The 23,991-nt window shown below is 60.3% G+C and carries 26 protein-coding genes; 12 read left to right on the forward strand and 14 right to left on the reverse strand.

All coding sequences use genetic code 11. The annotated features are described in order from the left end of the window. Positions 1-9: 9 nt before the first annotated feature. Entirely contained in the window at positions 10-798 is a 789-nt protein-coding gene (locus O4G74_RS06240; protein ID WP_269401773.1) for a DUF547 domain-containing protein, read from the reverse strand. A gap of 216 nt (positions 799-1,014) precedes the next feature. Between O4G74_RS06240 and rpmH the strand changes: the two genes are divergently transcribed. From rpmH to yihA, 4 genes are read left to right on the forward strand one after another with little or no spacing between them, the layout of a single operon-like run. Next, positions 1,015-1,149 (forward strand): 50S ribosomal protein L34, encoded by a 135-nt coding sequence (gene rpmH, locus O4G74_RS06245; RefSeq protein WP_119454919.1) that lies wholly within the window; start codon positions 1,015-1,017, stop codon positions 1,147-1,149. Positions 1,150-1,184: 35 nt separating this feature from the next. Then, positions 1,185-1,577 carry a ribonuclease P protein component gene (gene rnpA / locus O4G74_RS06250; RefSeq protein ID WP_269401774.1) on the forward strand — a complete coding sequence of 131 codons (393 nt, stop codon included), beginning with the start codon at positions 1,185-1,187 and terminating at the stop codon, positions 1,575-1,577. Between the two features lie 41 nt (positions 1,578-1,618). Then, complete coding sequence (gene yidC / locus O4G74_RS06255; RefSeq protein WP_269401775.1) at positions 1,619-3,454, forward strand: membrane protein insertase YidC; 1,836 nt, start codon at positions 1,619-1,621, stop codon at positions 3,452-3,454. After that, positions 3,451-4,095 carry a ribosome biogenesis GTP-binding protein YihA/YsxC gene (yihA, locus tag O4G74_RS06260; protein ID WP_269401776.1) on the forward strand — a complete coding sequence of 215 codons (645 nt, stop codon included), beginning with the start codon at positions 3,451-3,453 and terminating at the stop codon, positions 4,093-4,095. Before yidC ends, yihA begins: the two co-directional genes overlap by 4 nt. Here the strand turns inward: yihA and O4G74_RS06265 are convergent. Together O4G74_RS06265 and O4G74_RS06270 are read right to left on the reverse strand one after the other, a co-directional pair. After that, entirely contained in the window at positions 4,085-4,990 is a 906-nt protein-coding gene (locus tag O4G74_RS06265) for a hypothetical protein (RefSeq protein ID WP_269401777.1), read from the reverse strand. The two genes, yihA and O4G74_RS06265, sit on opposite strands and share 11 nt — an antisense overlap. A 107-nt stretch (positions 4,991-5,097) precedes the next feature. Next, positions 5,098-5,355, reverse strand: a complete 258-nt coding sequence (locus O4G74_RS06270; RefSeq protein WP_269401778.1) for a hypothetical protein — start codon at positions 5,353-5,355, stop codon at positions 5,098-5,100. Positions 5,356-5,468: 113 nt separating this feature from the next. On the opposite strand from O4G74_RS06270, the gene O4G74_RS06275 reads away from it, so the two are divergent. After that, a complete protein-coding gene (locus tag O4G74_RS06275) occupies positions 5,469-5,936 on the forward strand; it encodes a GNAT family N-acetyltransferase (RefSeq protein WP_269401779.1) in 468 nt (155 codons plus the stop codon). A gap of 53 nt (positions 5,937-5,989) precedes the next feature. On the opposite strand, the gene O4G74_RS06280 is transcribed toward O4G74_RS06275, so the two are convergent. The 5 genes from O4G74_RS06280 to O4G74_RS06300 all read right to left on the reverse strand — a co-directional run bounded on the left by O4G74_RS06280 (position 5,990) and on the right by O4G74_RS06300 (position 11,632). After that, the gene (locus tag O4G74_RS06280; protein ID WP_269401780.1) at positions 5,990-6,463 is read right to left on the reverse strand and encodes a hypothetical protein; all 474 of its coding nucleotides are present in this window, start codon (positions 6,461-6,463) and stop codon (positions 5,990-5,992) included. A 595-nt stretch (positions 6,464-7,058) separates the two neighbouring features. After that, positions 7,059-7,610 (reverse strand): lipocalin family protein, encoded by a 552-nt coding sequence (locus O4G74_RS06285; RefSeq protein ID WP_269401781.1) that lies wholly within the window; start codon positions 7,608-7,610, stop codon positions 7,059-7,061. Positions 7,611-7,698: 88 nt separating this feature from the next. Continuing rightward, positions 7,699-9,372: an ATP-binding protein gene (locus O4G74_RS06290; protein WP_269401782.1), complete on the reverse strand. Its 1,674-nt coding sequence runs from the start codon at positions 9,370-9,372 to the stop codon at positions 7,699-7,701. Between the two features lie 6 nt (positions 9,373-9,378). Beyond that, on the reverse strand, positions 9,379-10,659 hold the full coding sequence (locus O4G74_RS06295; RefSeq protein ID WP_269401783.1) for a DNA cytosine methyltransferase: 1,281 nt from the start codon (positions 10,657-10,659) through the stop codon (positions 9,379-9,381). Between the two features lie 232 nt (positions 10,660-10,891). Continuing rightward, positions 10,892-11,632, reverse strand: coding sequence for a DUF6090 family protein (locus O4G74_RS06300; RefSeq protein ID WP_269401784.1), 741 nt, complete (start codon positions 11,630-11,632; stop codon positions 10,892-10,894). Positions 11,633-11,737: 105 nt separating this feature from the next. On the opposite strand from O4G74_RS06300, the gene argB reads away from it, so the two are divergent. The 3 genes from argB to O4G74_RS06315 are packed head-to-tail and all read left to right on the forward strand — an operon-like array spanning position 11,738 to position 14,410. Then, positions 11,738-12,637, forward strand: coding sequence for an acetylglutamate kinase (argB, locus tag O4G74_RS06305; RefSeq protein WP_269401785.1), 900 nt, complete (start codon positions 11,738-11,740; stop codon positions 12,635-12,637). Then, positions 12,627-13,673, forward strand: coding sequence for a DUF1036 domain-containing protein (locus O4G74_RS06310; protein ID WP_269401786.1), 1,047 nt, complete (start codon positions 12,627-12,629; stop codon positions 13,671-13,673). Before argB ends, O4G74_RS06310 begins: the two co-directional genes overlap by 11 nt. Next, positions 13,673-14,410 (forward strand): pyrimidine 5'-nucleotidase, encoded by a 738-nt coding sequence (locus tag O4G74_RS06315; RefSeq protein ID WP_269401787.1) that lies wholly within the window; start codon positions 13,673-13,675, stop codon positions 14,408-14,410. Before O4G74_RS06310 ends, O4G74_RS06315 begins: the two co-directional genes overlap by 1 nt. 8 nt (positions 14,411-14,418) lie before the next feature. Here O4G74_RS06315 and O4G74_RS06320 read toward each other — a convergent pair whose 3' ends face one another. Continuing rightward, on the reverse strand, positions 14,419-14,595 hold the full coding sequence (locus tag O4G74_RS06320) for a DUF1328 domain-containing protein (RefSeq protein ID WP_269401788.1): 177 nt from the start codon (positions 14,593-14,595) through the stop codon (positions 14,419-14,421). Positions 14,596-14,786: 191 nt separating this feature from the next. Here O4G74_RS06320 and O4G74_RS06325 point away from each other — a divergent pair, with 191 nt between their 5' ends. After that, on the forward strand, positions 14,787-17,342 hold the full coding sequence (locus O4G74_RS06325) for an alpha/beta hydrolase fold domain-containing protein (RefSeq protein WP_269401789.1): 2,556 nt from the start codon (positions 14,787-14,789) through the stop codon (positions 17,340-17,342). Positions 17,343-17,375: 33 nt separating this feature from the next. On the opposite strand, the gene O4G74_RS06330 is transcribed toward O4G74_RS06325, so the two are convergent. Then, on the reverse strand, positions 17,376-17,786 hold the full coding sequence (locus O4G74_RS06330) for a globin (RefSeq protein WP_269401790.1): 411 nt from the start codon (positions 17,784-17,786) through the stop codon (positions 17,376-17,378). A gap of 116 nt (positions 17,787-17,902) precedes the next feature. On the opposite strand from O4G74_RS06330, the gene O4G74_RS06335 reads away from it, so the two are divergent. Then, positions 17,903-18,676 (forward strand): SDR family NAD(P)-dependent oxidoreductase, encoded by a 774-nt coding sequence (locus tag O4G74_RS06335; RefSeq protein WP_269401791.1) that lies wholly within the window; start codon positions 17,903-17,905, stop codon positions 18,674-18,676. A gap of 10 nt (positions 18,677-18,686) precedes the next feature. On the opposite strand, the gene O4G74_RS06340 is transcribed toward O4G74_RS06335, so the two are convergent. Further along, positions 18,687-19,319 carry a glutathione S-transferase family protein gene (locus tag O4G74_RS06340; protein ID WP_269401792.1) on the reverse strand — a complete coding sequence of 211 codons (633 nt, stop codon included), beginning with the start codon at positions 19,317-19,319 and terminating at the stop codon, positions 18,687-18,689. Positions 19,320-19,443: 124 nt separating this feature from the next. Between O4G74_RS06340 and O4G74_RS06345 the strand changes: the two genes are divergently transcribed. Together O4G74_RS06345 and dapD are read left to right on the forward strand one after the other, a co-directional pair. Further along, positions 19,444-20,526 carry an NADH:flavin oxidoreductase gene (locus tag O4G74_RS06345; RefSeq protein WP_419715368.1) on the forward strand — a complete coding sequence of 361 codons (1,083 nt, stop codon included), beginning with the start codon at positions 19,444-19,446 and terminating at the stop codon, positions 20,524-20,526. A gap of 98 nt (positions 20,527-20,624) precedes the next feature. Next, entirely contained in the window at positions 20,625-21,455 is an 831-nt protein-coding gene (gene dapD / locus O4G74_RS06350; RefSeq protein ID WP_269401794.1) for a 2,3,4,5-tetrahydropyridine-2,6-dicarboxylate N-succinyltransferase, read from the forward strand. Between the two features lie 33 nt (positions 21,456-21,488). Here the strand turns inward: dapD and O4G74_RS06355 are convergent, their stop codons facing one another. From O4G74_RS06355 to O4G74_RS06365, 3 genes are read right to left on the reverse strand one after another with little or no spacing between them, the layout of a single operon-like run. Beyond that, positions 21,489-22,541, reverse strand: coding sequence for a sodium:calcium antiporter (locus O4G74_RS06355; RefSeq protein WP_331283520.1), 1,053 nt, complete (start codon positions 22,539-22,541; stop codon positions 21,489-21,491). Between the two features lie 33 nt (positions 22,542-22,574). Beyond that, on the reverse strand, positions 22,575-23,420 hold the full coding sequence (locus O4G74_RS06360; RefSeq protein WP_269401795.1) for a class I SAM-dependent methyltransferase: 846 nt from the start codon (positions 23,418-23,420) through the stop codon (positions 22,575-22,577). Then, positions 23,417-23,929: a MaoC family dehydratase gene (locus tag O4G74_RS06365; RefSeq protein WP_269401796.1), complete on the reverse strand. Its 513-nt coding sequence runs from the start codon at positions 23,927-23,929 to the stop codon at positions 23,417-23,419. Before O4G74_RS06365 ends, O4G74_RS06360 begins: the two co-directional genes overlap by 4 nt. Positions 23,930-23,991 lie beyond the last annotated feature (62 nt).

Raw genomic sequence — 23,991 nt, forward strand, 5'->3', positions numbered from 1 at the left:
GAGGCAGGCTTATTTCGTCGCATCATTGAGCGACCAGTCATAATCATAGTCGTCGATCTTGCGCCGGGCAGCTATCTGTTTTGCGAGGTCGGCGTCGGCATATTGGAGAAGGTGGTCGATGACGGCCGCTTCAGAGCCGCCAAAATCTTCCTCGAACCACTTATAGATGGATGAGACATTGATGCTGTCGTCATCGACGCGCACGCCGCGCGGATGGTTCACATATGCGCGGGCGGCGTCATCGAGATCTTCGTCCAGCGTCTCGGCGACCCATGGCGTCGCGCGAAGGTCCGGGCAGCTATAGGACGCGCAATTGATGGCATAGTGAAGTCGCGGGTCATCGCTCCACTGTTTGCGCAACACATCATGCTCGATCCCGTGAAGTGATATGAGCTCATGACCTGCGCGGACCTTGATGCTTTTCCACGGGCCGGTCGAATACCAGGGCTTGATCGTGTCCGTCGGATATTTCTCGACGATGTAGCGGACGGTCACCGCGTTATAGAGGTTGGACCAGGCCGCAAATTGCGCATCGCGCTCCATCGCGGCAATATCGGCCCCATTGAACAGGGCGATATAGGCGTCCAGTTTTTCACGGTCATCGGCATTGGCCTCTAGCGCGCCATAGTCGACGAGATTTACACCGTCAGGGCCTGGCGAAACATAGGCTTCGAGGATGTCGCCCCAGCTTTCATGAGTAATCGCGCTTTGCGCGGACGCGGTAAAAGCCGTCATGGCTACGATCACCCCTGTCAGGGTCACAGCTGTGCGGCAGAAAGTATGGACTGCAAGTTTCATAGTCTGGCATATAAGCTTCGTGGCGATGCCTGACACGTCACACTCCAGTCCCGGCACATCACACGGGCGTGAACTGCCGACAGCAGCGCTGCATGTGCCATTCGCAGCGGTGAAAGCTTTAGAAAGACTGGCAACACCGCCTTGACCTGCGCCGGAGCTGCCTGTATCAGCCGCGGTTTCCGAATTCGGTCAACACTTGATTGAGGCTCGACGCCCATGAAACGTACTTTCCAGCCTTCGCGTCTTAAGCGCGCCCGCCGTCACGGTTTCCGGTCCCGCATGGCCACCAAGAACGGCCGCAAGGTGCTTTCGCGCCGCCGCGCCAAGGGCCGCAAGCGCCTGTCAGCCTAGGCTGCCTGCGCCGCTCCTGCGTCTGGAGCGCTGCTATGACGACAGTCGAAGACAAATTTCCTGAGGTCGAGCGGCTCACCGTTCGGCCTCAGTTTCTTTTTGTGCGCGGCGGGATCAGCGAGCGCCGTAAAAGCGTCGTCGTGCAGGCCCGCCAGCGCACTGGCGCGCGGGCCGAAAAAGACACGGTCGGCGAAGGTTTCACGGCGACAAAGAAGATCGGGAATGCCGTCGTGCGAAACCGCGCCAAGCGAAGGCTGCGGTCTGCCGCGCGCGAACTTCTGCCGCGCCATGGTGTCCCACGCACCGACTATGTCTTCATTGCGCGCATGGATACCGCTGAGATTGGCTGGCAGCGTTTGCTTGACGATATGGAAAGCGCGCTGATAAGCCTCCGCGCAGCCTTGAATGCGGGGTCGGGCCCGGCCTGACCCCTCTTTGTTATCATGGAATACCGGCGGATTTTAACGACATGAACCAGGGTATGGACCCGCAGGACCAGCGCAATTTCATCATCGCGATCGTGCTGATGCTGGTTTTCGTCTTTGGCTACCAGACTTTCGTCCTGCAGCCGCAGGAAGAAGCCCGGCTCGAAGCGCAGGAGCAGGCAGAGGCCGAACGTGAGACCGGTGTTCCGCAGGCAGGCGACACAATTGAACCGGTCGCCGCAGCTGAGTCCGTCGAAGACGCCCTAAGTGCGAACACGCGTCTGACCCTGGACGCCGCGCGTGTCGACGGCTCGATCCGCCTGCGCGGCGCGATCCTCGACGACCTGCAGCTCAAGGATCACTATACGACGGTTGAACGCGTCAATGAGCTGCGCCTCCTGCGGCCGACGAATTTTGACCATGGCTATTTCGCCAGCTGGTACTGGTTTGACGGCAATCAGCCCGTCACCGGCCCGGCTACCGAATGGCAAGTTCAGGGCAATCCGACGCTCTCGACAGGCAGTCCGGTGACGCTGACCTATGAAGGCAATGGCGTCTCCATTGAGCGCACGATCAGCGTCGATGAAAACTACATGTTCACCTATAGCGATCGCGTGACGAATACGGGTTCGGAAGCGCGCACGCTGGCACCGCTCGGCTCCATTCGCCGTCAGGGACAGTGGAAGGAATTCCTCGAAACAACTGATCCAGGCAGCTCGAACACGGGCGGCATGGCTCATATGGGCCTGATCGGCGTGTTCGATAACAACCTGACCTGGCGCAACTACAAGAATTTGGACAAGGGCAAGGGCCTGAAGGACTCCGATGATCTCGGCGTTCGCCGTGCGTCTGAAGGCGGCTGGCTCGGTTTCACTGACAAGTACTGGATGACCACGCTCATCCCTGAGCAGCAATATGAATTCGCTGGCCGTTATCAGCGCCTGTCGCGTGAGACTGGTCCTGTCATGCAGCTCACCGTGGCAAGCGCAACTCGCGTCATTGAGCCGGGCGAGACCGTCACCTCCGAGAACCGCATCTTCGCAGGCGCCAAGGAACTCGCTGTCCTCGACACCTATCAGGAAGGCGGCGTGCCGCGTTTTGAAGATGCGATCGACTGGGGCAACATCCTCTACTACATTACCAAGCCGCTCTTCTCGCTGCTGCGCTGGCTCGAAGGCATGGTTGGCACGTTCGGTCTCGCCATTCTGGCGCTGACGGTTCTCGTCCGCCTGCCGCTCGTGCCGCTGTACAATCAGTCCTACAAGTCGATGGCGAAGATGAAGAAGCTCGCCGAGCCGATGAAGGAAATTCAGGAGCGCTTCAAAGAGGATCCGCAGCGCCGCCAGCAGGAAGTGATGAAGCTTTACCAGCGTGAAAAAGCCAATCCGATTGCGGGCTGTATCCCCATCCTTCTGACGATCCCGGTCTTCTTTGCGCTGTACAAGGTGCTCTTCGTCACCATCGAGATGCGTCACGCCTCCTTCCTGTACATCAACGACCTTTCGGCGCCCGACCCGACCGCAATCGGTAACCTATTCGGTCTGCTCCCATGGGCAGCGGCTGACGTAAAAGCCATTCCGATTATCGGCCTCGTCATCGGTATCGGCATCCTGCCGATCCTCTACGGTGTCACCATGTCGGGTATTCAGGCGCTTTCGCCGCCGCCGACCGATCCGACGCAAAAGATGATCATGCGCTTCCTGCCGCTCATCTTCATGTTCGTATTCGCGGGCTTTGCCGCCGGTCTGGTCCTGTACTGGGTCTGGTCGAACGTCCTGTCCCTCGTACAGCAATACTTCATCATGCGCCGGAACGGCGTGGAAACCGAGCTCGACAAGCTGATTGGCCGTCTGCTCGGCCGTAAAAAGGAAGATGCGTGAGCGACGCGCCAGAATTCGACGAAGAGATAATTGAAGCTGGGCGCGTGCTCTGCTCGGGCCCGTGCACATTCTTGCTCGGTGCAGCCGCGCTCACCCAGCTGCCCGAGGCTGACCGGCCTGAGATCGCTTTTGCGGGCCGCTCCAATGTCGGCAAGTCCAGTCTGATCAATGCGCTTCTCTGGCGCAAGAATCTAGCGCGCGCTTCGTCTGAGCCAGGCCGTACGCGAGAGCTGAACTATTTCGATCTCGGCGAAGGCCGTCTCTGGCTCGTTGACCTGCCGGGCTTTGGCTATGCAAGGGTTTCCCGCACGCAGGCGCAGGAATGGCAGCGTCTGACGCTTCGCTATCTGCGAGGGCGGGTGAACCTTCGCCGCGTCTTTCTGCTCGTCGATTCCCGTCGTGGGCTTATGGATACTGACCACGAGGTGATGGACATGCTGGATTCAGCGGCCGTGACCTATCAGATCGTCCTCACAAAGGGCGATAAGGTCAAGAAAACCGAGGCCGAAGCAGTCCGCGCCAAGGTGGCCGAAGCGCTCAGGAAGCGCCCTGCAGCTCACCCGGTCATAAGGCTGACCTCAGCCGAGAAGGGCGGAGGCCTGCCTGAGCTTCGCGCCGAAATCTACCAGCTTACTGCCTGACAACGCCGCGATCACGGTCACGCCGGCTGATCGGTTCGGGGCTACCACCGCGCAGCTGGTCATCTGACTGATTATTATTGTTCTGCGCCCGCCGGGCGCGGTCACGCTCCTGCAGGGCTTCCCGGCGCGACACGCGGCGTTCCTGGCGCGCCTGCTGGGCAGCGTCCCGGGCCTTGTGGCGGTTATTGTTCACATTCGCGCCTTGCTGCCCGCGATTGCCGCGCGATCTGTTCCCTCGTTCGCCCTCATTGCGGTTCCTGAAACCGCGCTGTGAGCCGCGCTGATACTGCGTGCCGGACTGTTCGCCGCGGTTGGCGCCGCGGTTGGCGCGATTATCGCGGTTGCGATCCCGGTTTGCATTCCGACCGTCCCCGCGTTGGTCGCGATTGTTGTAGCGGTCGCGGCCTCTGTCCCGATCCCGGTCCCGGCCACGATCCCGGTCGCCATCGCGCCCCCGGTCACGATTATAGCGTGGGCGGTCTGGACGCTGATCGCGGACATTCTCCGGGCGCTGATCGCGATAGCGAGGCGGCACGCCGCGCCGGCCATCCTGCCCGCGGTGGCCGCGCTGAGAGGGCCGGGCATCGCGGTGGTGGTAATTCTTGTTGTGGCGGTTCAGCCAGCCAGTGTGGGTCGGATAATAAACGTATTGCGAATAGACGACCGAACTGCCGGAATAATAATAGCCATCGCCATAATATCCGGCGCCGTAATACCCGTCATTCAGATAGCCCGTCCCATACCCGCTGTCATAGTAACCATCGCCGTAGGAGCCGTCGCTGTAATAGCCGTCATCATAATAGCCATAGGCGTCGTAAGTGGTGCAGGCCGTTGCCAGAAAACCTGCAGAAACAAGGCCAAGCAGCAAGCCAGCGCGGCGGAAAGAACGGGACATGATGTCTCCAGTACGAGTCGGTTTCAGTCAGTCTGGGTAAAGACTAACAGCCCCCGCCTGACTGTGACATGAACGTAAATTCAGGTCTGGCGCGGAAGCCAGGAAACCTAGCGCTCGCTGACCTCGGCGGTGTCATCGACTGGCGCTTCCACCTCGCCAGTTTCCTCGATTTCCGCGGCCGGCTTTGCGCGTAGTTTGCCGCTGGCAGAGGCGTTTCCATTATAGGTCGCGGTGTAGGCGGCATTTGCGACGCCTTCGCTCGACATATAGGGGACCGCCTCTTTCCGGGGGCCGACGCAGGCGGTGAGGGCCGCGCCGGTGAGGAGGAGGGCGAGTGTTTTCACGGGTCGGGATAGGGTTGCCATGACTGCCAGCATTGAGGTTTTCCGCTTTCGTTGCAAGCCGCCTCGCTCATGGGCGATGTCACAGGATTAAGGCTTGCAAGACACCGCGCCGCGCGGCATTTCTCCTCTCCAAGATGAGTATTTCCATTGCGCCCGCCAACCTCGACGCAGAGGATTTCAGGGGCCTTATCGGCGCCCATAAGGCGCTTATGCTCGAAACCAGTCCGCCAGAAAGTTCCCACGCGCTGAAGATCGATGCGATGCGCGCGCCAGACCTCACCGTCTGGGAAATGCGCGATGGTGAGAAACTTGTCGGCTGCGGCGCGCTGAAGCGGCTTGCGGACGGAAAGTCAGGCGAAATCAAGGCGATGCATACGGTCGCCCAGTTCAGGCGGGGCGGGCTCGGCAAGTCGATGCTGCGCCATATCCTTTCGGCGGCCAGTGAGCGCTACTATTCACGTGTCTACCTGGAGACGGGCAGCCAACCTGCCTTCCAGCCCGCGCGCAGCCTTTATGAAAGGCACGGTTTTGTCTTCTGCGGCCCCTTTGCGGACTATAAGGAAGACCCAAATTCCGTCTTCATGGTGAAGGTTCTGAGCTGAGCAGCGCGTGCGGCCGCGCTGCTGGTGGGCAGGGCGGCCTCGGGTTTCAATTTTTATCCGCTCATCCCGGCGCAGGCCGGGATCTCGTGAAGCAAACTCACACCCAAATTGGCCGAGATCCCCGCCTTCGCGGGGATGAGCGGATCTCCTCTTGGCGGCCCGCGGGCGGCGGGGTGCATCCCGGGTGGTGCATGGAGGGTGCAGCCACGGTGTATGGGCGGTGTTTCTGCGGTGCACCAGTCTGCCACCGGCCAGCAGGGGGCGCGGTCCGGGTCGAGCCGCTCCCATGGCGCGTAGTCGAAGCTGCGCGGCAGGGCGCCGCGCGCCGCCCGCTCGGCGTCCGACTCCGGCCAGTGCGTGACGCGGATGACGCCTGACTTCAGAAGCTCCCACCCAAAGCCGCCGCGCCCTTCAGTGCGCGCAAGCTCTGCGGTGGCTTCAAGTCTGGCGAGATAATGCCAAAGGACCGGCCAGCACCAGACGGGTACGAGCGCATGCGCTTTCACAAGGGTTTGCCAGTCCAGCATGCGGGGCAGTGTAGGGCCACCGCCAAGGGAGGGGGATGTTCTGGGTATTTCCTCGGGATCGGCGGGCGCCCTCATCCTTCGACGTCGCTCAGGATGAGGGCGTTTGCGGCGGTGGATTCAAAGAGTTGTGAGAGATCAGGAGTCTTCTCCGACGTCGCCGGAGATACCTCCGTCCTTCGACAGGCTCAGGATGAGGGCAGGTATCCATCGAGCCTCGTCCAAGCGGGTGCTTCGCTGAAAGGAGACACCATGGACCCCTGTCTTCACAGGGGTCTTCGGAACGGTGAGGCTGGGTTTGAAGGCTGGTTCGCATTCAGCGTCACCCTCGACTGCATGGCGGTCTGAGGGTCCATCTTCTGACTTCGATTTCAGGCCTTGTGTTTCTCGGGTGGGGGCGCGTGTCCCATCTGATCGAAAAAGGCTGGCTGTGGCCGAATGGCAGGGTCTGCCATTCGGCCTGAAGGTATTGAGACCTTCAACTGCCCTCACATTCCCTCATCCCGCTCACCCCCGCGCAGGCGGGGGTCTCAGGAAGACTGAGGGTGGAGTTTGCTGCACGAGATCCCCGCCTTCGCGGGGATGAGCGGACGTATGCTTATTGCCTCCAGACCAGCGGTTCTGTCGCAAAGCCCTTCTCACGGGCCGCGTTCAGCATGCGGTCGATGAGGGACTGGTCTGGCTCTTCCTCGCGGGCGAGGATCCAGAGGTATTTGCCATCGGGGGAGCCGACGAGGGCCGCCGAATAATCGGCTTCCAGCGCGAGGATCCAGTAGTCGCCCCAGGCAAACGGCACCCAGTCGGGGGCGAACTTGACCTCGAGTTTGGAATTGTTCGAGCCGTCGACGATGCGGGCCGTGCCCTCGGCGCGTTTTGTCTCTCCGGTCTCGCTGTTGGTGCACTCATTCACGACGCTGACCGTGCCATCATCATTCAGGCCATAGGTCGCGGTGGTGTTGATGCAGTTTTTCTCGAAACTGTTGGGATAGCGGGCAATCTCATACCAGGTGCCAGCATAGCGGGTGAGGTCCACCTCGGCCACGGTGGCCGGTTTGCCCTTGGCGGTGCGATTGTCCGGCTGGGCCAGGACACAGGCCGCCGCCAGCGGGATCAGGGCGAGAAGGGGAAGGGCAATATAGCGTTTGCGCATGGGGGCTCTCTTGAGGGTGCGGTGTCAGGAGAGCAGAAACGCGCGAGGGGGCGTTTGGTTGGTGGTGAACCCAAAAGCGACCTGGAGATTATTGTTCAATAAAGTGCCGTAGTACGGGCATGACCTCATCACGAATTGATATAGCTTTATGTGTACTTATTGTAGTAATAGGGTGGTGTATGGCGCTATTTAGATCAGATTTATGGTGTTTAAACTTGTCTAAACTTGGCTTTAACATCTTTGCTTGTCCGAGATCCCAATCACTGTAGTTCTGGCTAAGATAGTCAATCAGTACGGAAAGGCTGGGATAGAAATCCTTTTTCTTTTTGCTCGATAAAGGGGCGCCCCTGCTCGATTCCTCAATTTTGATGCAGCCATCAATCATGGTTTGATATAATTTGTGCCGTATAAAGAATACAGCTGCTCCGATCTCAAACAGCATTCGGATTAGAGCCAGCCCTGAATAACGGCAATCGTAAAGGTCATGTCGTTTAGCCTCATGCACGAGGTCCAAAAGCTTATCTGAACAATAAATTTCGTTGATATCCACAGGCAGGACGGTTCTGTAGCCTATAGGTTTTGTGATCGACTTCTGAGAGGTGCGTCGCTTGGGCTTTACCGGTGGTTTTTTTGGAGCTTTGGGTTTTGCTGGAGGTGGATGAATGGTGGAGTTTTTGGGCTGCCGTTTCATTGAAGAAATAAAGCTTCGCCAATTGCGAGTGAACTGCCTCATATCTTCAAGAACTTGTTGATAGGTGTCATCGGAGACGACGACATCATTCTTGGGTGAATTCCAAGGTAGCAGTTGCCCATTCTCTGCCGAAAACGAAACTGAACCTACAAATCCATTAAATTCGTTATGCCAATTTTGGTCCCATCCGGTCTTGGGGCTTCTGTCCGCCCGCACCACAACCCGACCGTTACAGGATACAGACCAGCCATATTCACTGCCCAGTGCCGTGTTTATGGCTTTGTCGTAGTCCGGCTCGCGTTTGAAACGATGTTCTTCGTGCTGTCCTGCAACGATTGACACTCTTACGCCCGACGGCATTTGAAAATCTTTCGTGAGCGGTTTGAACGGGCCATTCTCTCTAACGACGACACTCCTTGGCTGAATGCCGTTCTTATTAATATTCAGCGACAGACCGCGTTCTAAAAACCTGCAATATCTAATTGAGGCCTCAGTGGATAAGCGATCAGTAAAGCTGGTATCCGACAGATGTCGAACTATAGATGCGGGCGGATTGGTGATCTTAATTGTGGTGCTGGCTTGGGACTTAGAGGATTCGGTTTCTCCCTCGATAAGCCATTCATCATCGTCTGATCGATAGCTAGTCATATCGAGAGAGACGTGAGAGCGCTCCGTCCCTGTGTGGGTGCTGATCGTGGTGTGCTCACCCAGTTTAAATATCGCTCTGTTTAAGCCGACGCCGTACATTCCAATTGAGAACGGCTGCGCTGAACGATGACCAAACTTCAATATAGAATTTTCAAGGTCTGCTGACGTCATTCCCCCGGAATTATCGACTATCTTCACACCGCGAGCGGATACGAATAGCTTAATCTCTATCGGGTCATAAGTTTTGAGCAGGCCTTCTTGATCTGGCTTTGCGCCTAAAAATCGCAGATGCGCGCTGCCAGCATCAATCGAGTTATCTAGTAAGTCAAAAATGCAATCAATGGCGGACGCATCACGGGAGAAGGTATCAATGAGAAACTGTTTGTCGGGCGACGTATCTACGCGGAGTTGTTTCTTTACCACTGGCCCTCACTCAGCCGCTAACACCCTATGATGAAGCTGCTTGTTTTCGATTCGAGTTTTGATTTTAGATAGAATTGACTTCGATACCAGCGGTGGAACGCTATTTCCTATCATCCTAAAGCTGTGCCATTTTGTTGGATGAAAGACAAACCAGTCAGGAAAACTCTGCAAACGCGCTGCTTCTCTTACCGATATCACTCGAGGGTCAACGGGATGTAGAGGACGCATGGACTGATAGCTGCCGCGGTCTGCGCCCGTACCTGCGCGAAGAGTAGGGCATTGCCCATTTAAGCTTAGTCGCGGGTATCGGCTAACACTTTCAGTTTTGCCTGGTGCGGTATTACGAAAACGATCCACGACAGCTGGCGAATGTTCCGTTGCCAAATTTCCCGACGTTTGGTTGTCGAGCAATTTAGCGATAGCTTTTTCCCACCCTAGATGCCCATCAGGTACTTGGCGCATGAGTTGCGCATACGTGGATGCTTCCTCAATGGCGCATGCGTATTCCCCCCAGTCGAACTGACCTCTTTGAGCTTGTTTCGAAGGAGCAGGGAGGTCGCTGATCGCATCCGCGATCGTGACGAGTGACGTTTGTTTGGGGACGAAGTCGGATGGCTTGAAGTAAATGCCGGAATCGTTGCGAGCGCCAATTACTAGGACTCTTTTTCGTTTTGTGGGCGCCCCAAATTCTTCGGCAGAAATGGTTATCGGTTGCAATATACGATAGTCGTCGATGATCGAAGACATACTGCTTTGCATCATTTCGGAATACTTCGGATCTAAGATTCCTGCGACATTCTCCATCACAAAAAAGTCTGGCTGAATAATCGATACCTGCTTGAAAAAGCTCGCCAGCAGGGTGTTTCTGATATCGTCAGGTGCTCTCTTGCCAATTGTGCTGAAGCCTTGGCAGGGAGGGCCGCCAATGACCCCTGTTGGTCGCTTGCCACGGAGCATTTTTCGCCAGAAAGTATCATCTAGCTCATTCACATCAGAAACGACAGCGCGCGCTCGCGGAAAGTTTAGGCTGTAGGAAGACTGAAGGTCTGGGTCTTTATCGACCGCTACAATGGTCTCAAACCCCGCCCATTCCGCGCCCAGACCGAAGCCGCCGCAGCCTGAGAATAAATCGACTATAGAAAGCTTATTCTCTACCAAAAGTCGCTCCTGCGCAATTCGTGGATTATTCACTGATTCTCCTCGATCATGCCGTTTTGTTAATATCGCATTGATCTTCCCCCATCCGCCAAATCCCGCTAGACGCTCCGGATGAGCGATACCCCCCATACCCCTGCGCAATTTACCGCTGAAACGCTGTCTGAGGCGCTGCCCTATATCCAGAGTTAAGCAGGGGTCGATCTAGTCTCTAACCGAACGCTTATTCGTCCAGCCGGTAATGTAAAACCTGTTCGACCGTTGGCGGCGCGGTCTCTTCGGCGCGGTCGTCAGGCTGACTGGTGCAGGCCGCTGCGCGGGCAAGCAGGCGCGCTGGCCAGATGGGTCGTCGGACCGTGCGATCTCAACGGTCCTTCAGTTCCGCCTCCACGGCCGCGAGCAATTCCTCGGCCTCGGATTCTATGCCCGCGAGGCTGTCATACTGCCAGTTGGCGAGAAAGCCCGCCATCTTTACGAAACCGAGGAATTCGGCGTCGGTCAGCGCGCGGCTCACAGTCTCTTCCAGCGTTGCGCGATCGCCCATGCCGACGCCGTTCTCGCGCGCCCAGTCGAGCATGCCTTCGGCCTGGGTCAGGATAAGGTCGTCGTCGCCGCGCTGGCGGTCGAGGCGGTGGTAGTAGTCGGTCAGTTCCATCACCAGATCCCGGTTGGACAGAACGCCGATATTGCCCGTCTGGATCAACTCCTCGAACGTGCTGCTCGAAATGATCATGAAGTAATAGGAGGTGAGGTGGGCGTAGGGGTAATCCGCGACGATACCCAGCGGCGGCAAGTCTTCCTCGATCGCGGCGAAGAAGGGCAACCTGTCATAGCCGGGCGCGGCCTCTTCTAGGATGGCTTCGGCGGCTGACAGGCGTTGTAGCGACACCTGCTGTCCAGCGCGGGCCTGGGTGAGGTCGGCCTTGAGATTGGTGGCAAGCTCGGCGAGATAGCGCTGCTCCTCGCGGCGGTCCTGGCGGGCCTCGCTCCAGCTGGTGATCTGGAACGCGATCAGAATGCCGGCGACGACAATCGCAAAGTCGAGGACGACGGCGGCCCAGTTCTGGTCTTTCACGTGTTTCGAAACGCGCCGAAGCCGCATCATGTCCCCCTTTCAGCGCAGTACCCCGGCGGGAGCCTGCGACAGGGCGCGCAGTGAGGCAAGCGCGAAACCTTCCCCCTCCGCCCAAAACCCGCTAAACGCGGCGCCATGAGCGATACCCCCCATACCCCCGCGCAATTTACCGCTGAAACGCTGTCTGAGGCGCTGCCTTATATTCAGCGCTATGACCGCCAGACCGTGGTCATCAAATATGGCGGGCATGCCATGGTGGATGAGGCGCTGTCTGAAGCGTTTGCGCGCGATGTCGTGCTGCTGAAGCATCTCGGCGTGAACCCGGTCATCGTGCATGGCGGGGGGCCGCAGATTGCGAGCCTTCTGGACCGGCTTTCCATCAAGTCGGAGTTTCGCGACGGCCTGCGGGTCACCGATGATGCGACGATGGAAGTGGTCGAGATGGTCCTGTCGGGGCCGATCAACAAATCCATCGTGCGGGCCATCAACAAGGCGGGCGGCAAGGCGGTGGGCCTCTCTGGTTCTGACGCCGACATGATGCGGGTGCGCCGGGCGACGCGGACATCCCGCGACCCCGATAGCCATGTCGAGCAGGTGATCGACCTTGGCTATGTCGGCGAGCCTGAGGCGGTCGATGTGGCAGTGCTGAAGCTGCTGACCAATTATGATCATGATTTCATTCCGGTGATCGCGCCGGTCGGCGTCGATGCAGACGGCAAGCGCTATAATGTGAATGCCGACACGGCAGCGGGCGCGATTGCGAGCGCGCTGGGGGCGATGCGTCTCTTGCTGCTGACCGATGTCGCAGGCGTGCTGGACGGCAAGAAGGAGCTCATCCGGGAGCTTCAGGCCGATGACGTGCCGGCGCTGGTGCGGGACGGGGTCGCGTCGGGCGGTATGATCCCGAAGCTTGAAACGGCGGCCGCCGCCGTCAAGAATGGCGTTGGCGGGGCGGTCATTCTGGATGGACGTGCGAAACATGCGCTTCTCATGGAGCTGTTCACCGAACACGGGGCCGGGACGATTGTCCTTTAGGCGGGTTTTTGGCGGGCTTTTCGCGGGCGCGGCGCTGGCCGTAGCTCTGCCCGGTGTTGCGGTGGGCCAAGGCGATGCGGACCTGCCGGCGAGCCCCGGCGGCTGGCAGCTGTGCAACCAGACAAGCTATGTCATCGAGGCGGCAACCGGCCGGTTCGAGGGGCAGGGCGTGACGGTCGAGGGCTGGACGCGGCTGCGGCCCGGCGCTTGCGAGGTTGCGCTGGACGGGCCGCTGGAGCCGGGGGTGCATTACCTATTCGGGCGCTCGTCGTCTGCGCATCGCGGCGGCCGCAAAGTCTGGGGCGGGGACAATGCCTATTGCGTCGACACGACGGGCAGCTTTTCTGTCGAGAGCCCGTCGCAATGCGCTTTGATGGGCCTCTCATCGCGCAAGTTCAGGCCAATCCTGATCGAGGAGGCTGGCGCCTGGACGACGAGTTTCACCGAGCTTGAAGACTATGACCTCGAGACCGCGGCGGCGGCCGGTGTGCAGCGCCTGCTCAATGAGGCGGACGTCTATGAAGGGCGGATCGACGGCTATATCGGGCGCAATACGCGCGGCGCGATCCGCACATTCCTGAATGAGACTGAACTGAGCGCCGAGACGAGCGATGCCGAACTGGTCGATGTGCTGGAGCAGATTGCGCGTGAGAAGGGGCGGGAGGTTGGCCTCACCCTCTGCAATCGCACGCATGAGCGGATCTGGGCGGCAATTGCGCGGCGCAAGGGCGAAGGCTGGGAGAGCCGCGGCTGGTGGCAGCTGGAGAGCGGTGGTTGTGCGCGGGCCATCGATGATGCGCTGCTGAACGCGCCGCATTTCGTCTTCGCCGAGATGGAGACAGACGACGGCACGCGGCGCCTCAAAGGGGCGAGCGACCTTTTCTGTGTGTCGCGCGGGCGGTTCGCGATAACGGGGCGCGAGGACTGCGAGGCGTCGGCCTATCGCACGGTGGAGTTCAAGGGCACCGTGCCCGCGGCGGACGGAAAGCTGACCTATGAGCTCTTCGAGCGCGATTTTGACGAGGCGGAGAGCTGATGGCGTCTGACATGGTATTGGAGACGCTGGCGGGGCGCGACACCTGGGTGTTTGACCTCGACAATACGCTCTATCCGGCCGAATGCGACCTCTTCGCCGAGATCGACCAGCGCATGACGGACTTCGTCGCGCGTTTCCTGCGCATGGAGCGGGACGAGGCACGGGCGCTGCAGAAGCGGTATTATGCCGAGCATGGCACGACACTGCGCGGCATGATGACGATGCATGGCATGTCGCCAGAGGACTTCCTCGCGCATGTGCATGAGATCGACCTATCGCCGCTGCCGCACCTGCCGGATCTGTGTGAGGTCATCGCGGCGCTGCCGGGCCGGAAGCTGGTCTATACGAATGGCTCCCGCCGGCATGCTGAGCGCGTGACCGAGTATATGAAGCTGGGCGCGAGTTTCGATGGCCTGTTCGGCATCGAGGACAGCGACTACACGCCAAAGCCGACGCAATCTGCCTATGACGCCTTCTGCCGTCACCATGATGTCGACCCGGCGCGGGCGGTCTTCTTCGAGGATCTTGAGCGCAATCTGAAGCCCGCCCATGCGATGGGTTTTGCTACCGTGCTCGTCCACTCAAAGAAGGACTGGAGCCATGAGCCGGTCGAAGCGCGGCCTGCGGGGGCGGATGACGCAGATCATCCGCATGTCGACTATCTGACTGATGACCTCACGGGCTTCCTGCAAGGGGTGCTGAACGTGGTGCGCCCCGAACCTCTCCGGGGCGCCTGAAGCCCGAGTCAGGACGTGACCTTCTTGAACACCGTCAGGCCGAGGATGAGCAGAACGGCGAAGATAACCAGGGCAGCGATAAACAGGAACATCGCAATGTCGACGGCAACGCCGGCAATGCCTGTGAGGCCGAGCAGGCCTGCAATCAGGGCGATGATGAGAAAGACGAAGGCGAGCTTGATCATGGGTTTGCTTTCACGGTCGGTTTGAGTTTGTCCTGCTGAGAAAACCCTGTTGCCCCGATCAGGTTCCGGCCAGGCGTTTGCAATGGTGCCGGTTTGCCCCTCACCACAGTACCGCTTTCCCCTGCGTGCACGATTGCCAGAACGCGTTCCAAAAGCGAACATGGCGGCAAAAGACAAGGGAGAGACAGGCCATGAAACTGGATATTGCGACAACTGCATTGCTGGCCCAGTTCGCACAGGCGGACGGCCCGCCCATGTATGAGCTGAGCCCGGAAGAAGCGCGGATGGTCGGCGAAGGCATGGCGAGCGCCTATCCTGACGGGCCAGAAATGGCCGAGACGCGCGACATCGAGATCCCCGCCAGCGACGGCGCGAAGATCCGCGCGCGTATCCATCGCCCGGTGGACAAGCCGAAGGGCGTGATGGTCTTCTATCATGGCGGCGGCTGGGTCCTGTCCAACATCGATCAGTATGACTGTGTCGGCCGCCAGCTGGCCGAGCGCACGGCGTGCACCGTGCTGCTGGTCGATTATCGCAAGGCCCCGGAGCATCGCTATCCGACCGCCGCGAATGATGCCTGGGATGCGCTGAACTGGACGGCGGCGAACCTGAAAGCGCTGGGCGGCGCTGACCTGCCAATCATGGTGGGCGGCGACAGTGCGGGCGGCAATCTGGCCGCGATCGTCTGCCAGAAAGCCAAGGCCGCTGGCGCGCCGAAGATTGCGCTGCAGATGCTGGTCTATCCGGTGACCGATTGCGACATGACGCGGCCGTCTTACGCAAACATGGATAATCAGCTGCTGCTCAACACGCCGATGATGAAGTGGTTCTGGGACCATTACGCCCCGAACGAAGCCGACCGGAAAAAAGTCGACGCCTCGCCGCTGCACGCAGATGACCTCTCCGGCCTGCCGCCAGCTGTCGTGGTGACAGCCGAGTACGACATCCTGCGCGAGGAGAGCGAGGCCTATGCCGATGCCCTGCGCAAGGCGGGCGTGCCGGTTACCTTCAAACAGTTCGACAAACAGATGCACAATTTCTTCGCCATGCCGGGGCTGCTCCCGGCGCAGGCAAAGGCCATCGATTATGTCGGCGACCAGATCGACCAGCATCTTGGCCGCTATTCGCAGGCAGATGCGGTCGTCGTCGGCGCAGGCTTTGCCGGCATGTACCAGCTCAAGCGCCTGCGCGAGATGGGCCTCAAGACGCGTGTGATCGAGGCGGGCGATGATGTCGGCGGGACCTGGTACTGGAACCGCTATCCGGGCGCGCGCTGCGACATTGAAAGCCTTGGCTATTCCTATGGCTTCGACCCGGAGCTGGAGCAGGACTGGAGCTGGAGTGAGCGCTATGCGACGCAGCCGGAAATCCTGTCCTATGCCGAGCATGTCGCCAAACGCTATGACCTTCGCAAGGACATCACCTTCGAAACGCGCGTGACGCGCGCCGTCTATGATGAGGATACCTCGCGCTGGACGATCTATACCGATACGGGCGAGGCGATTTCAGCGACCTATTTCATCATGGCGACGGGCTGTCTTTCAGTGCCAAAGGAGCCCGACATTGAGGGCGCCGAAAGCTTTGAGGGGCCGACCTATATCACCGGGCGCTGGCCGCATGAGGGTGTCGACTTTACCGGAAAGAAAGTCGCTGTCATCGGCACGGGCTCTTCAGCCATCCAGGCCATTCCGCACATTGCAGAACAGGCGAGCCAGCTGACCGTCTATCAGCGCACGCCGGCCTATTCGCTGCCAGCGGGCAACCGGCCGCTGACCAATCAGGAAGTCTCTGACATGAAGGGCCGCTACCGCGACTTTCGTGAGGAGCAGAAGTATAATTTTGCGGGTATTCCAAAGCCGGAACGGGCGCTGGAGCCTGCGGCCATGGTCCCGCCAGAGGAGCGCCAGCGGCGCCTCGAGGAAGGCTGGACGCAGGGGCTGACCGGCCTGACGACCAAGTTCGCTGATGCGCTGGCGGACGAGGAGTCCAATGCGATCATCGCTGACTTCATTCGCGAGCGGATCAAGGCGCGCGTGAAGGACCCTGAAATTGCCGAGACGTTGACGCCGTATTCCTATCCGTTCGGCACGAAGCGGCCATGTCTCGACACCAATTTCTATGAAACCTTCAACCGCGATAATGTGACCCTCGTCGACCTTCGCAAGACGCCGATGGAGAAGGTCACGCCGAAAGGCATCAAGACGAGTGCAGGCGAGGAAGATTTTGACGTGATCGTCTTTGCAACCGGTTTCGATGCGATGACCGGCGCGCTGCTCAAGGTTGATATTCGCGGCAAGGGCGGCGTGGCCCTCAGCGACAAGTGGGCGAACGGCCCGCATACCTATCTGGGCATCGCGATTGCCGGATTCCCGAACCTGTTCACGATTACTGGGCCCTCCAGTCCGTCCGTTCTTTCCAACATGATGGTCTCCATCGAGCAGCATGTGGACTGGGTGAGCGACTGTATCGGCTGGATGCGGGAGCGCGGTCTGGGGACGATCGAGCCAACAGAGGCCGCCGAAGAAGAGTGGGCCGAGCACAATGAGGCGATGGCGAACCAGACGCTCTTCCCGCAGGCAAACAGCTGGTACATTGGCGCAAACGTGCCAGGCAAGCCGCGGACCTTCATGGCCTATGTGGCGGGCGTCGATGTCTATCGCATCATCTGCGACCAGGTTGCCGCGAGCGGCTATTCCGGCTTTGAAACAGCGAAGGCGAAACAGCGGCTGGAAGCGGTGTCTGCTTAGGGCCGCGCAGGCCGCCCCAAGGCGTAGCGACCTTCAAATGTCGGCTGTCTCGCGGGTGAGTCCCGCGAGTTCATCGTGAAGGGACGTCCATGCGGCGTCCCTTTTTTCGGTCCAGTCCTCGCCCAGCGCATCGTGGCAGACATCGCGTATTGCCGCGAAGATCAGGTTTAGATCTTCGGCGGTGAGGCCATAGCCGTCATGTTGTATGCGAGCGGCTTCGAGGTGGAAGCAGGGTGACGGGCTTCCTGCGGCCTGTCCGAGGATGCAGTCGAAACAGGTTTCCAGCATCGCAGCGCGCACACCGCCATCGCTGTCCATATCGAACATGGGTTCGAAAGCAGGGCGCAGCGCGAAGAGGCGGGCATAGACGAGCGGCTGGGGGTCACCGACTGTATCTGCGAGGCGCTGGAGCGTGTCTTCGATGAGGGCGGCTCTCTCTTTCATCTGGCGATGATAATAGGGGCGGTCGGCGCTGGCGAGCCTCATCACGGGCGCGTGCGATGATGACGCGGACCACCGGCGTGCCTATGCTGCACGTAGGATACGGAGGAGGCATTGAGATGGCAGAACGTAAACCGGTAGTGCTGGTTCTTGGGGCGGGGGCTGGGATCGGCGGTCATGTGGCGCAGCGTTTTGCGGCGGGCGGGTATCATGCCGTGCTCTGCAGGCGCTCCGATGAGGACGGGCTGGCGCGGCTCGTGTCGAGGATCCAGGACAGCGGCGGCGACGCGACCGGCATGCTGCTCAATGCGGTCGAGGAGGGCGCGATCGAGGATCTTGTGTTCCGGGTCGAGCGCGACATCGGGCCGATCGAGGTCGCGCTGTTCAATCTGGGGGCTCAGATCGGCAACCGGGCGCTTGGTGACACACCGCTGAAGACATTCGAGCTTGGCTGGCGGATGGCGACGTTCGGGCTTTTTCGGCTGGCGCAGGCGCTGCTGCCGCAGATGGAGGCGCGCGGATCAGGCACGTTGCTGGTGACGTCTGCGACTGCTGCGGTGCGCGGTAATGCGGGCCAGCACTCACACGCGGCGGCCATGGGCGGGCGGCGCATGCTATGCCAGACGCTGAACGCCGAGTTCGCGCCGAAAGGCATTCATGTCGCGCACATTCTGATCGATGGGCCTGTTGAGGCGCCGGATACGCTGGGCAAGCTGCTTGGGCCGGAGCGGTTTGCTGAGCTGAAGGCCGCCAAGAGCGAGGGTAAGGATGAGCTGATCCTGCCGGGCGAACTGGCGGAGACCTATTGGCATGTCGCGCACCAGCATCGCTCTGCCTGGAGCCATGAGATCGATATCAGGCCATTCAAGGACAAGCCCTGGTGGAATAGCTAGGCGGCTGGTCTCAGCATTGCAGGACAGCTTTCGCGGCGGGGCGGGCGCGGTAGCGTGTGTCCCAGTCGCGAAGGCGAGGGCGCTCGCCGAGAATGTCGACGCCGATAAATCGGACGAATTGCAGGTGTGAGGCGAGGGTGAGGTCCGCGGTTGAGACGCTGTCGCCCGCCAGAAGGTCACGGCCATCGCCCAGCGTCTCTTCAACGAAGTCGAGCGGGGCCTGTATTTGCTTCTCGATGGCGGCGGCCTGTACCGGATCTGGCGGCAGGCCAAGCGGCGACTTCTTGTAGTGGACATAGATGGCCAGCGGATTGGCGATCTTGAGCTCGACGATGCGTTCAAGGTCGCGGGCCCTGGCGCGCGCTTCGGCGTCTGATGGCGCGAGGGCGCCATCTGGATATTTGCTCTCCAGATAATCGATGATGGCCAGCGACTCGCGCAGATATGATCCGTCGTCCAGCTCGAGGACGGGCAGCGTGCCGAACGGATTGCGGGCGAGGTGATCAGGCTCACGCTGGCGGCCCTTCAGCGTGTTGACGATTTTCTGTTCGATAGGCAGCGCGTTACCCGCCTCTGCGCGCTCTGCAAGATAGAGCATGACTTTGGTCGGGTTGGGCGCGACGGGGACGGTATAGAGTTTCATGCACTGAGCATTCGCCCGAAGTCGCAGTTTTGGCAAGCTGACGCGAAGTTAGTGCTGGACGGGAAGGGGGCTGGCAGGGTGTATGTCCGGCAGGAAAAGGAGGCCTGATTTGGCTGTAGAAGACATGTTCGCCCCGTTGACGTTTACCCGTGGTCCAGCCTGGAAGAACAGGCTGGCACTGGCGCCGCTGACCAACCAGCAGAGCCATGCCGATGGCGTCCTGTCCGACGAAGAGTTTCACTGGCTGACCATGCGGGCCGATGGCGGCTTTGCCATGGTGATGACGGCGGCCGCGCATGTGCAGGCCGCCGGTCAGGGCTTTCCAGGCCAGCTTGGCTGCTGGGACGACAAGCATATTGAAGGGCTCACGCGTCTCGCCGATGCCATCCGTGCGAAGGGGGCGGTGTCGTCGCTGCAACTGCACCATGCGGGCATTCGCGCCGACAAGACCGCCGTGCCGGAGCCTGTCGGACCATCGGACCATGCCGAAACTGGATCGCGGGCCCTGTTGCGCGCCGAAGTGGATGTCGTCCGCGATGACTTCATTGCAGCAGCGAGGCGCGCTGAGGCGGCAGGCTTTGACGGCGTCGAGATCCACGGCGCGCATGGCTATATTCTCGCCCAGTTCATGTCGCCGGATACCAATCAGCGCACGGATGATTATGGCGGCAGCGTCGAAAACCGCACGCGCCTGACGCGCGAGATCGTGGATGGTATCCGCGCGGCGTGCGGGCCGGACTTTCAGGTCGGTATCCGCCTCTCGCCAGAGCGGTTTGGCCTTAGCCTGCCGGAAAATGTCGACTTCGTCCGTGACCTGATGGCGGGCGGAAAGCTCGACTATGTCGATATCTCTTTCTGGGACTACAAGAAGCTGCCCGACGATGAAACGCTGCGCGGCAAGAGCCTGCTGGAGCATTTCGTCGATCTGCCGCGTCATGGCACGCGGCTTGGCGGCGCGGGCAAGATCCGCGATGGGGCGGACATACGCGACGTGCTGGAGGCTGGGCTCGACTATGCAATGATCGGGCGGGCGGCGATCCTGCATCATGACCTGCCAAAGCGCGTGAAAGCCGATGCGGATTACAAGTCACCGCAGACGCCCGTGTCTGTGGCCCATATGGAAGCAGAAGGCATCAGCCCGGTCTTCGTGACCTATCTGCGCAATACGTTCCGCATGGTTGAGCCGCTGGAGCCTGCAGAGAGCTAGGGGCCTGATCGTACTGACAGCGCGACACTGGAAGGTCTTGCCCATCCGGCTCAATCGCGCTTGAAGACGCGGGCTATAAGAACAGGACGGAGACCGCCATGACTGCAGCCCTCGAAACCGCGATTGAACAGGCCTGGGAAGACCGCGCCAGTGTCTCGACAGACACGAAAGGCGAGGTCCGCGATGCTGTCGAAGAGGCGCTTGCCATGCTCGACAGCGGCAAGGCGCGCGTTGCCGAGAAGGGCGCTGATGGCGACTGGGTCGTGCATCAATGGCTGAAGAAGGCCGTGCTTCTATCTTTCCGCCTCAATGCCAACGGTCCGATCGAGGGCGGGCCTGACGGCTCGACCTGGTGGGACAAGGTGCCAAGCAAGTTCGATGGCTGGACGAGCGATGATTTCGCGTCCTCGGGCCTGCGCGCCGTACCGAACGCTGTGGCGCGCCGTGGCTCTTACATCGCGTCGGGCGTGGTGCTGATGCCGAGCTTCGTGAATATCGGCGCCTATGTCGATGAAGGCACCATGGTCGACACCTGGGCGACGGTCGGCTCCTGTGCGCAGATCGGCAAGAATGTGCACCTGTCCGGCGGCGCTGGCATTGGCGGCGTGCTTGAGCCGCTGCAGGCCAACCCGACCATTATCGAGGACAATTGCTTCATTGGCGCGCGCGCTGAAGTTGCCGAAGGCGTGATCGTGCGCGAAGGCTCGGTTCTGGCGATGGGGACGTTCCTGTCGCAATCGACCAAGATCGTGCACCGCACGACCGGCGAAGTCGTCATGGGCGAAGTGCCGCCTTATTCGGTCATCGTGCCGGGTTCGATGCCTGCTGCCGATGGCAAGGGTCCGGGCCTCTACTGCGCGGTCATCATCAAGACCGTCGATGAGCGCACGCGCAGCAAGGTCGGCATCAACGAACTGTTGCGGCCGTAGGGCCGGGCGGCGGGCAGGCCTCGACGCTTCGCGCTAATTGATCGAGACCTGCAATGCCATCAGGCCGAAATAGGTTACGAGGATGCCGAGGCCTTCGAAGCCGATGCCACGGCGTTCCCTCAGGATGAGGCCCATGAGCAGGATAGTGGTGATCACGGTCGCACCGATGAGCATCAGCCCGTCGGCCTGCGTCATCGCATGATAGATCGAGCCGTCGCGATAGGCGATGTCCGATAGTGACAGGAACAGGACATCGAACGTATTGCCGCCGATGATGCCGCCGACCGCCAGCTGAAGCGCGCCGCGGCGCACGGCGGCGAGCGTGGTGACCAGCTCTGGCAGCGAGGTCGCCACAGCCGTCATCAGGGCGCCGACAATGGTCTGGGAGATGCCCAGATTGGAGGAGATGACTGCGCCTGACTGGGCGATGGCATAACCGCAGGCAGCGAGGACGAGGCTGAGGCCAACGAATATGGCGATCATCACGGGAAGGCTATGAATCTGGGCTTCTTCCTCGTCAGGCGCGTCTTCCCGGGTTTCATCGGTCTCTCGCGGGCGCCACATCGGCTTGTTGCGGAGCTGAACGGCTGCGCGGGTGCCAAAGAAGTAGACCGCAAACAGCAGCAAGGATGCCGGGTGTATGCCGAACAGGGTGTATTCGGGGGCGTAGTTCGCGGCGAGCGGCAGGCTCATCAGCAGGACCAGCATGGCCGCCATGAGCATGTTGTTGGCGTCGGCGGCAGCGTGCTCGAGGTTGACGCGCTTGTAGATTAGATCTGCGATGACGAGGAAAGTGGTCTGGGCGGCGATCCCGCCAACGGCATTGGAGACGGCGAGCGAGGCGAGGCCGGCAGAGGCCGCCGTCAGGGATGTCACAATGCCAGAAAGAGAGGTGCTGGCGCCCAAGAGTATGCCGCCAAAGACCGCTTCACCAAGACCGGTGCGATCCGCCAGCCTGTCTGCGGTCGAAATGATACGGATGCCTGCCAGCGTAACGACAAAGGTCGCGGCCAGAAATACGATGATTGCGATCTGCGTGGAGATAGTGCGCGTCCCTTCAGCCCAGCGTGAATACCCTTTCTGAATGCGCTCGCAGGGGGCAGGTTCCTCTACAGGACATCAGGCAGGTGCTTTGGCCCTGATTGCCCAGCACCCGGCGGTGTAACGAACCTCATCACCCACAATGAAAGCCTCGTACGCTTTGCCTACAGCTGCCTGCACGGCGTCCCTGTCGGCCTGAGGGTTCACGTCGAGAAGGCGTGGTACGGGACCAAGCCTGTCGAGAAACAGGGGCAGTTCGCTCACAGGGAAGCTGCAGGGAATATCCTCAGCCGTGATGTCGATGCTGGTCCACCCAGCGTCTTTCAGCATGGCGTGAACATAGTCGCGATCTTCGAAACCGAACTGGCCGGGCGCGTTCTTTTCGCGCTTCGGCATCTCATCGAGAAAGGGGGCGGCGGCGCGCGTTCCCGCGCTCATGAATGGATTGTCGGCCGGGCTGCGCCAAGCATAGAGGTGCAGGCTGGCGGCGTCCGTGGCGGCGGATCTGAGATTTGAAAACGCCTTCACCGGATTAGCGAAGAACATCACGCCGAAGCGGGAGATCATGAGGTCGAAGCGATTGTTGCTGAAGTCGTAGATCTCGGCGTCAGCCTTGATGAAGTCGGCGTCTATTTCAGTGGCGCTGGCCCGGTTGCGAGCGAGGGCGAGCATCGGGCCTGAAATGTCGATCCCGGTGAGGTGGGCCGATGGCGCTGCCTTGGCGGCTGCGAGTGTGACAGCGCCGGTGCCGCACCCGATGTCGAGGATGCGGGATGCGCCGCCTTGCGCCGCGCTTGCCGCGAGGCGGCTTTCGATCTCTTCGAACATGGCGTCCATGACGGACTGGGCATCGACCCATGTCTCGCCGCCCGCGCCGTCCCAATGGGATTTCTGCTGAGCGCGGATCGCGTCGGCGTCGCTCATGCGGTGATCTCGTCTTCTATCGGCGCTTCCGGGTTGCGAACCTTGATGAGACCATTGCCGATGAACTTCATTACCAGCTCATCATTCTGGTTGTAGACGCGGTTTTCTGACCGGGTAAGGCCCATGTCGGGGCGGCTCTTCATGCGGCGCTTCGAGATCATCTCCATTTCGATGCGGATTTCGTCGCCCGGATAGACGGGCTTGATCCATTTAAGGTCATCAATGCCAGGGGAGCCAAGGCCCGCTTGCGGTTCGCCCTGCTGCATCGTCTCGACCATCAGGCGCATCGTCATGGCGGCTGTGTGCCAGCCAGAGGCAGAGAGACGGCCAAAGAAAGTCTGTTTCGCCGCTTCGTCATCGAGGTGGAAGGGCTGGGGGTCGTATTTGGAGGCAAAGTCGATGACCTCTTCGCGCGTGACCCTATAGGATCGCGGCGAATGGGTGATCGTGCCCGGTTCCATGTCTTCGAAATAGCGCATGCGCTCCCCTTCCTTTTTGTTGCTGAGCATAGATGAGGAAGAGGGTGGGGGCGCGCAAGATGGCGGAGGGTAAGGTTGCAAAACTGGCCGGA

It is taken from the genome of Henriciella marina (assembly GCF_027213945.1).
Lineage (GTDB): Bacteria > Pseudomonadota > Alphaproteobacteria > Caulobacterales > Hyphomonadaceae > Henriciella > Henriciella marina_A.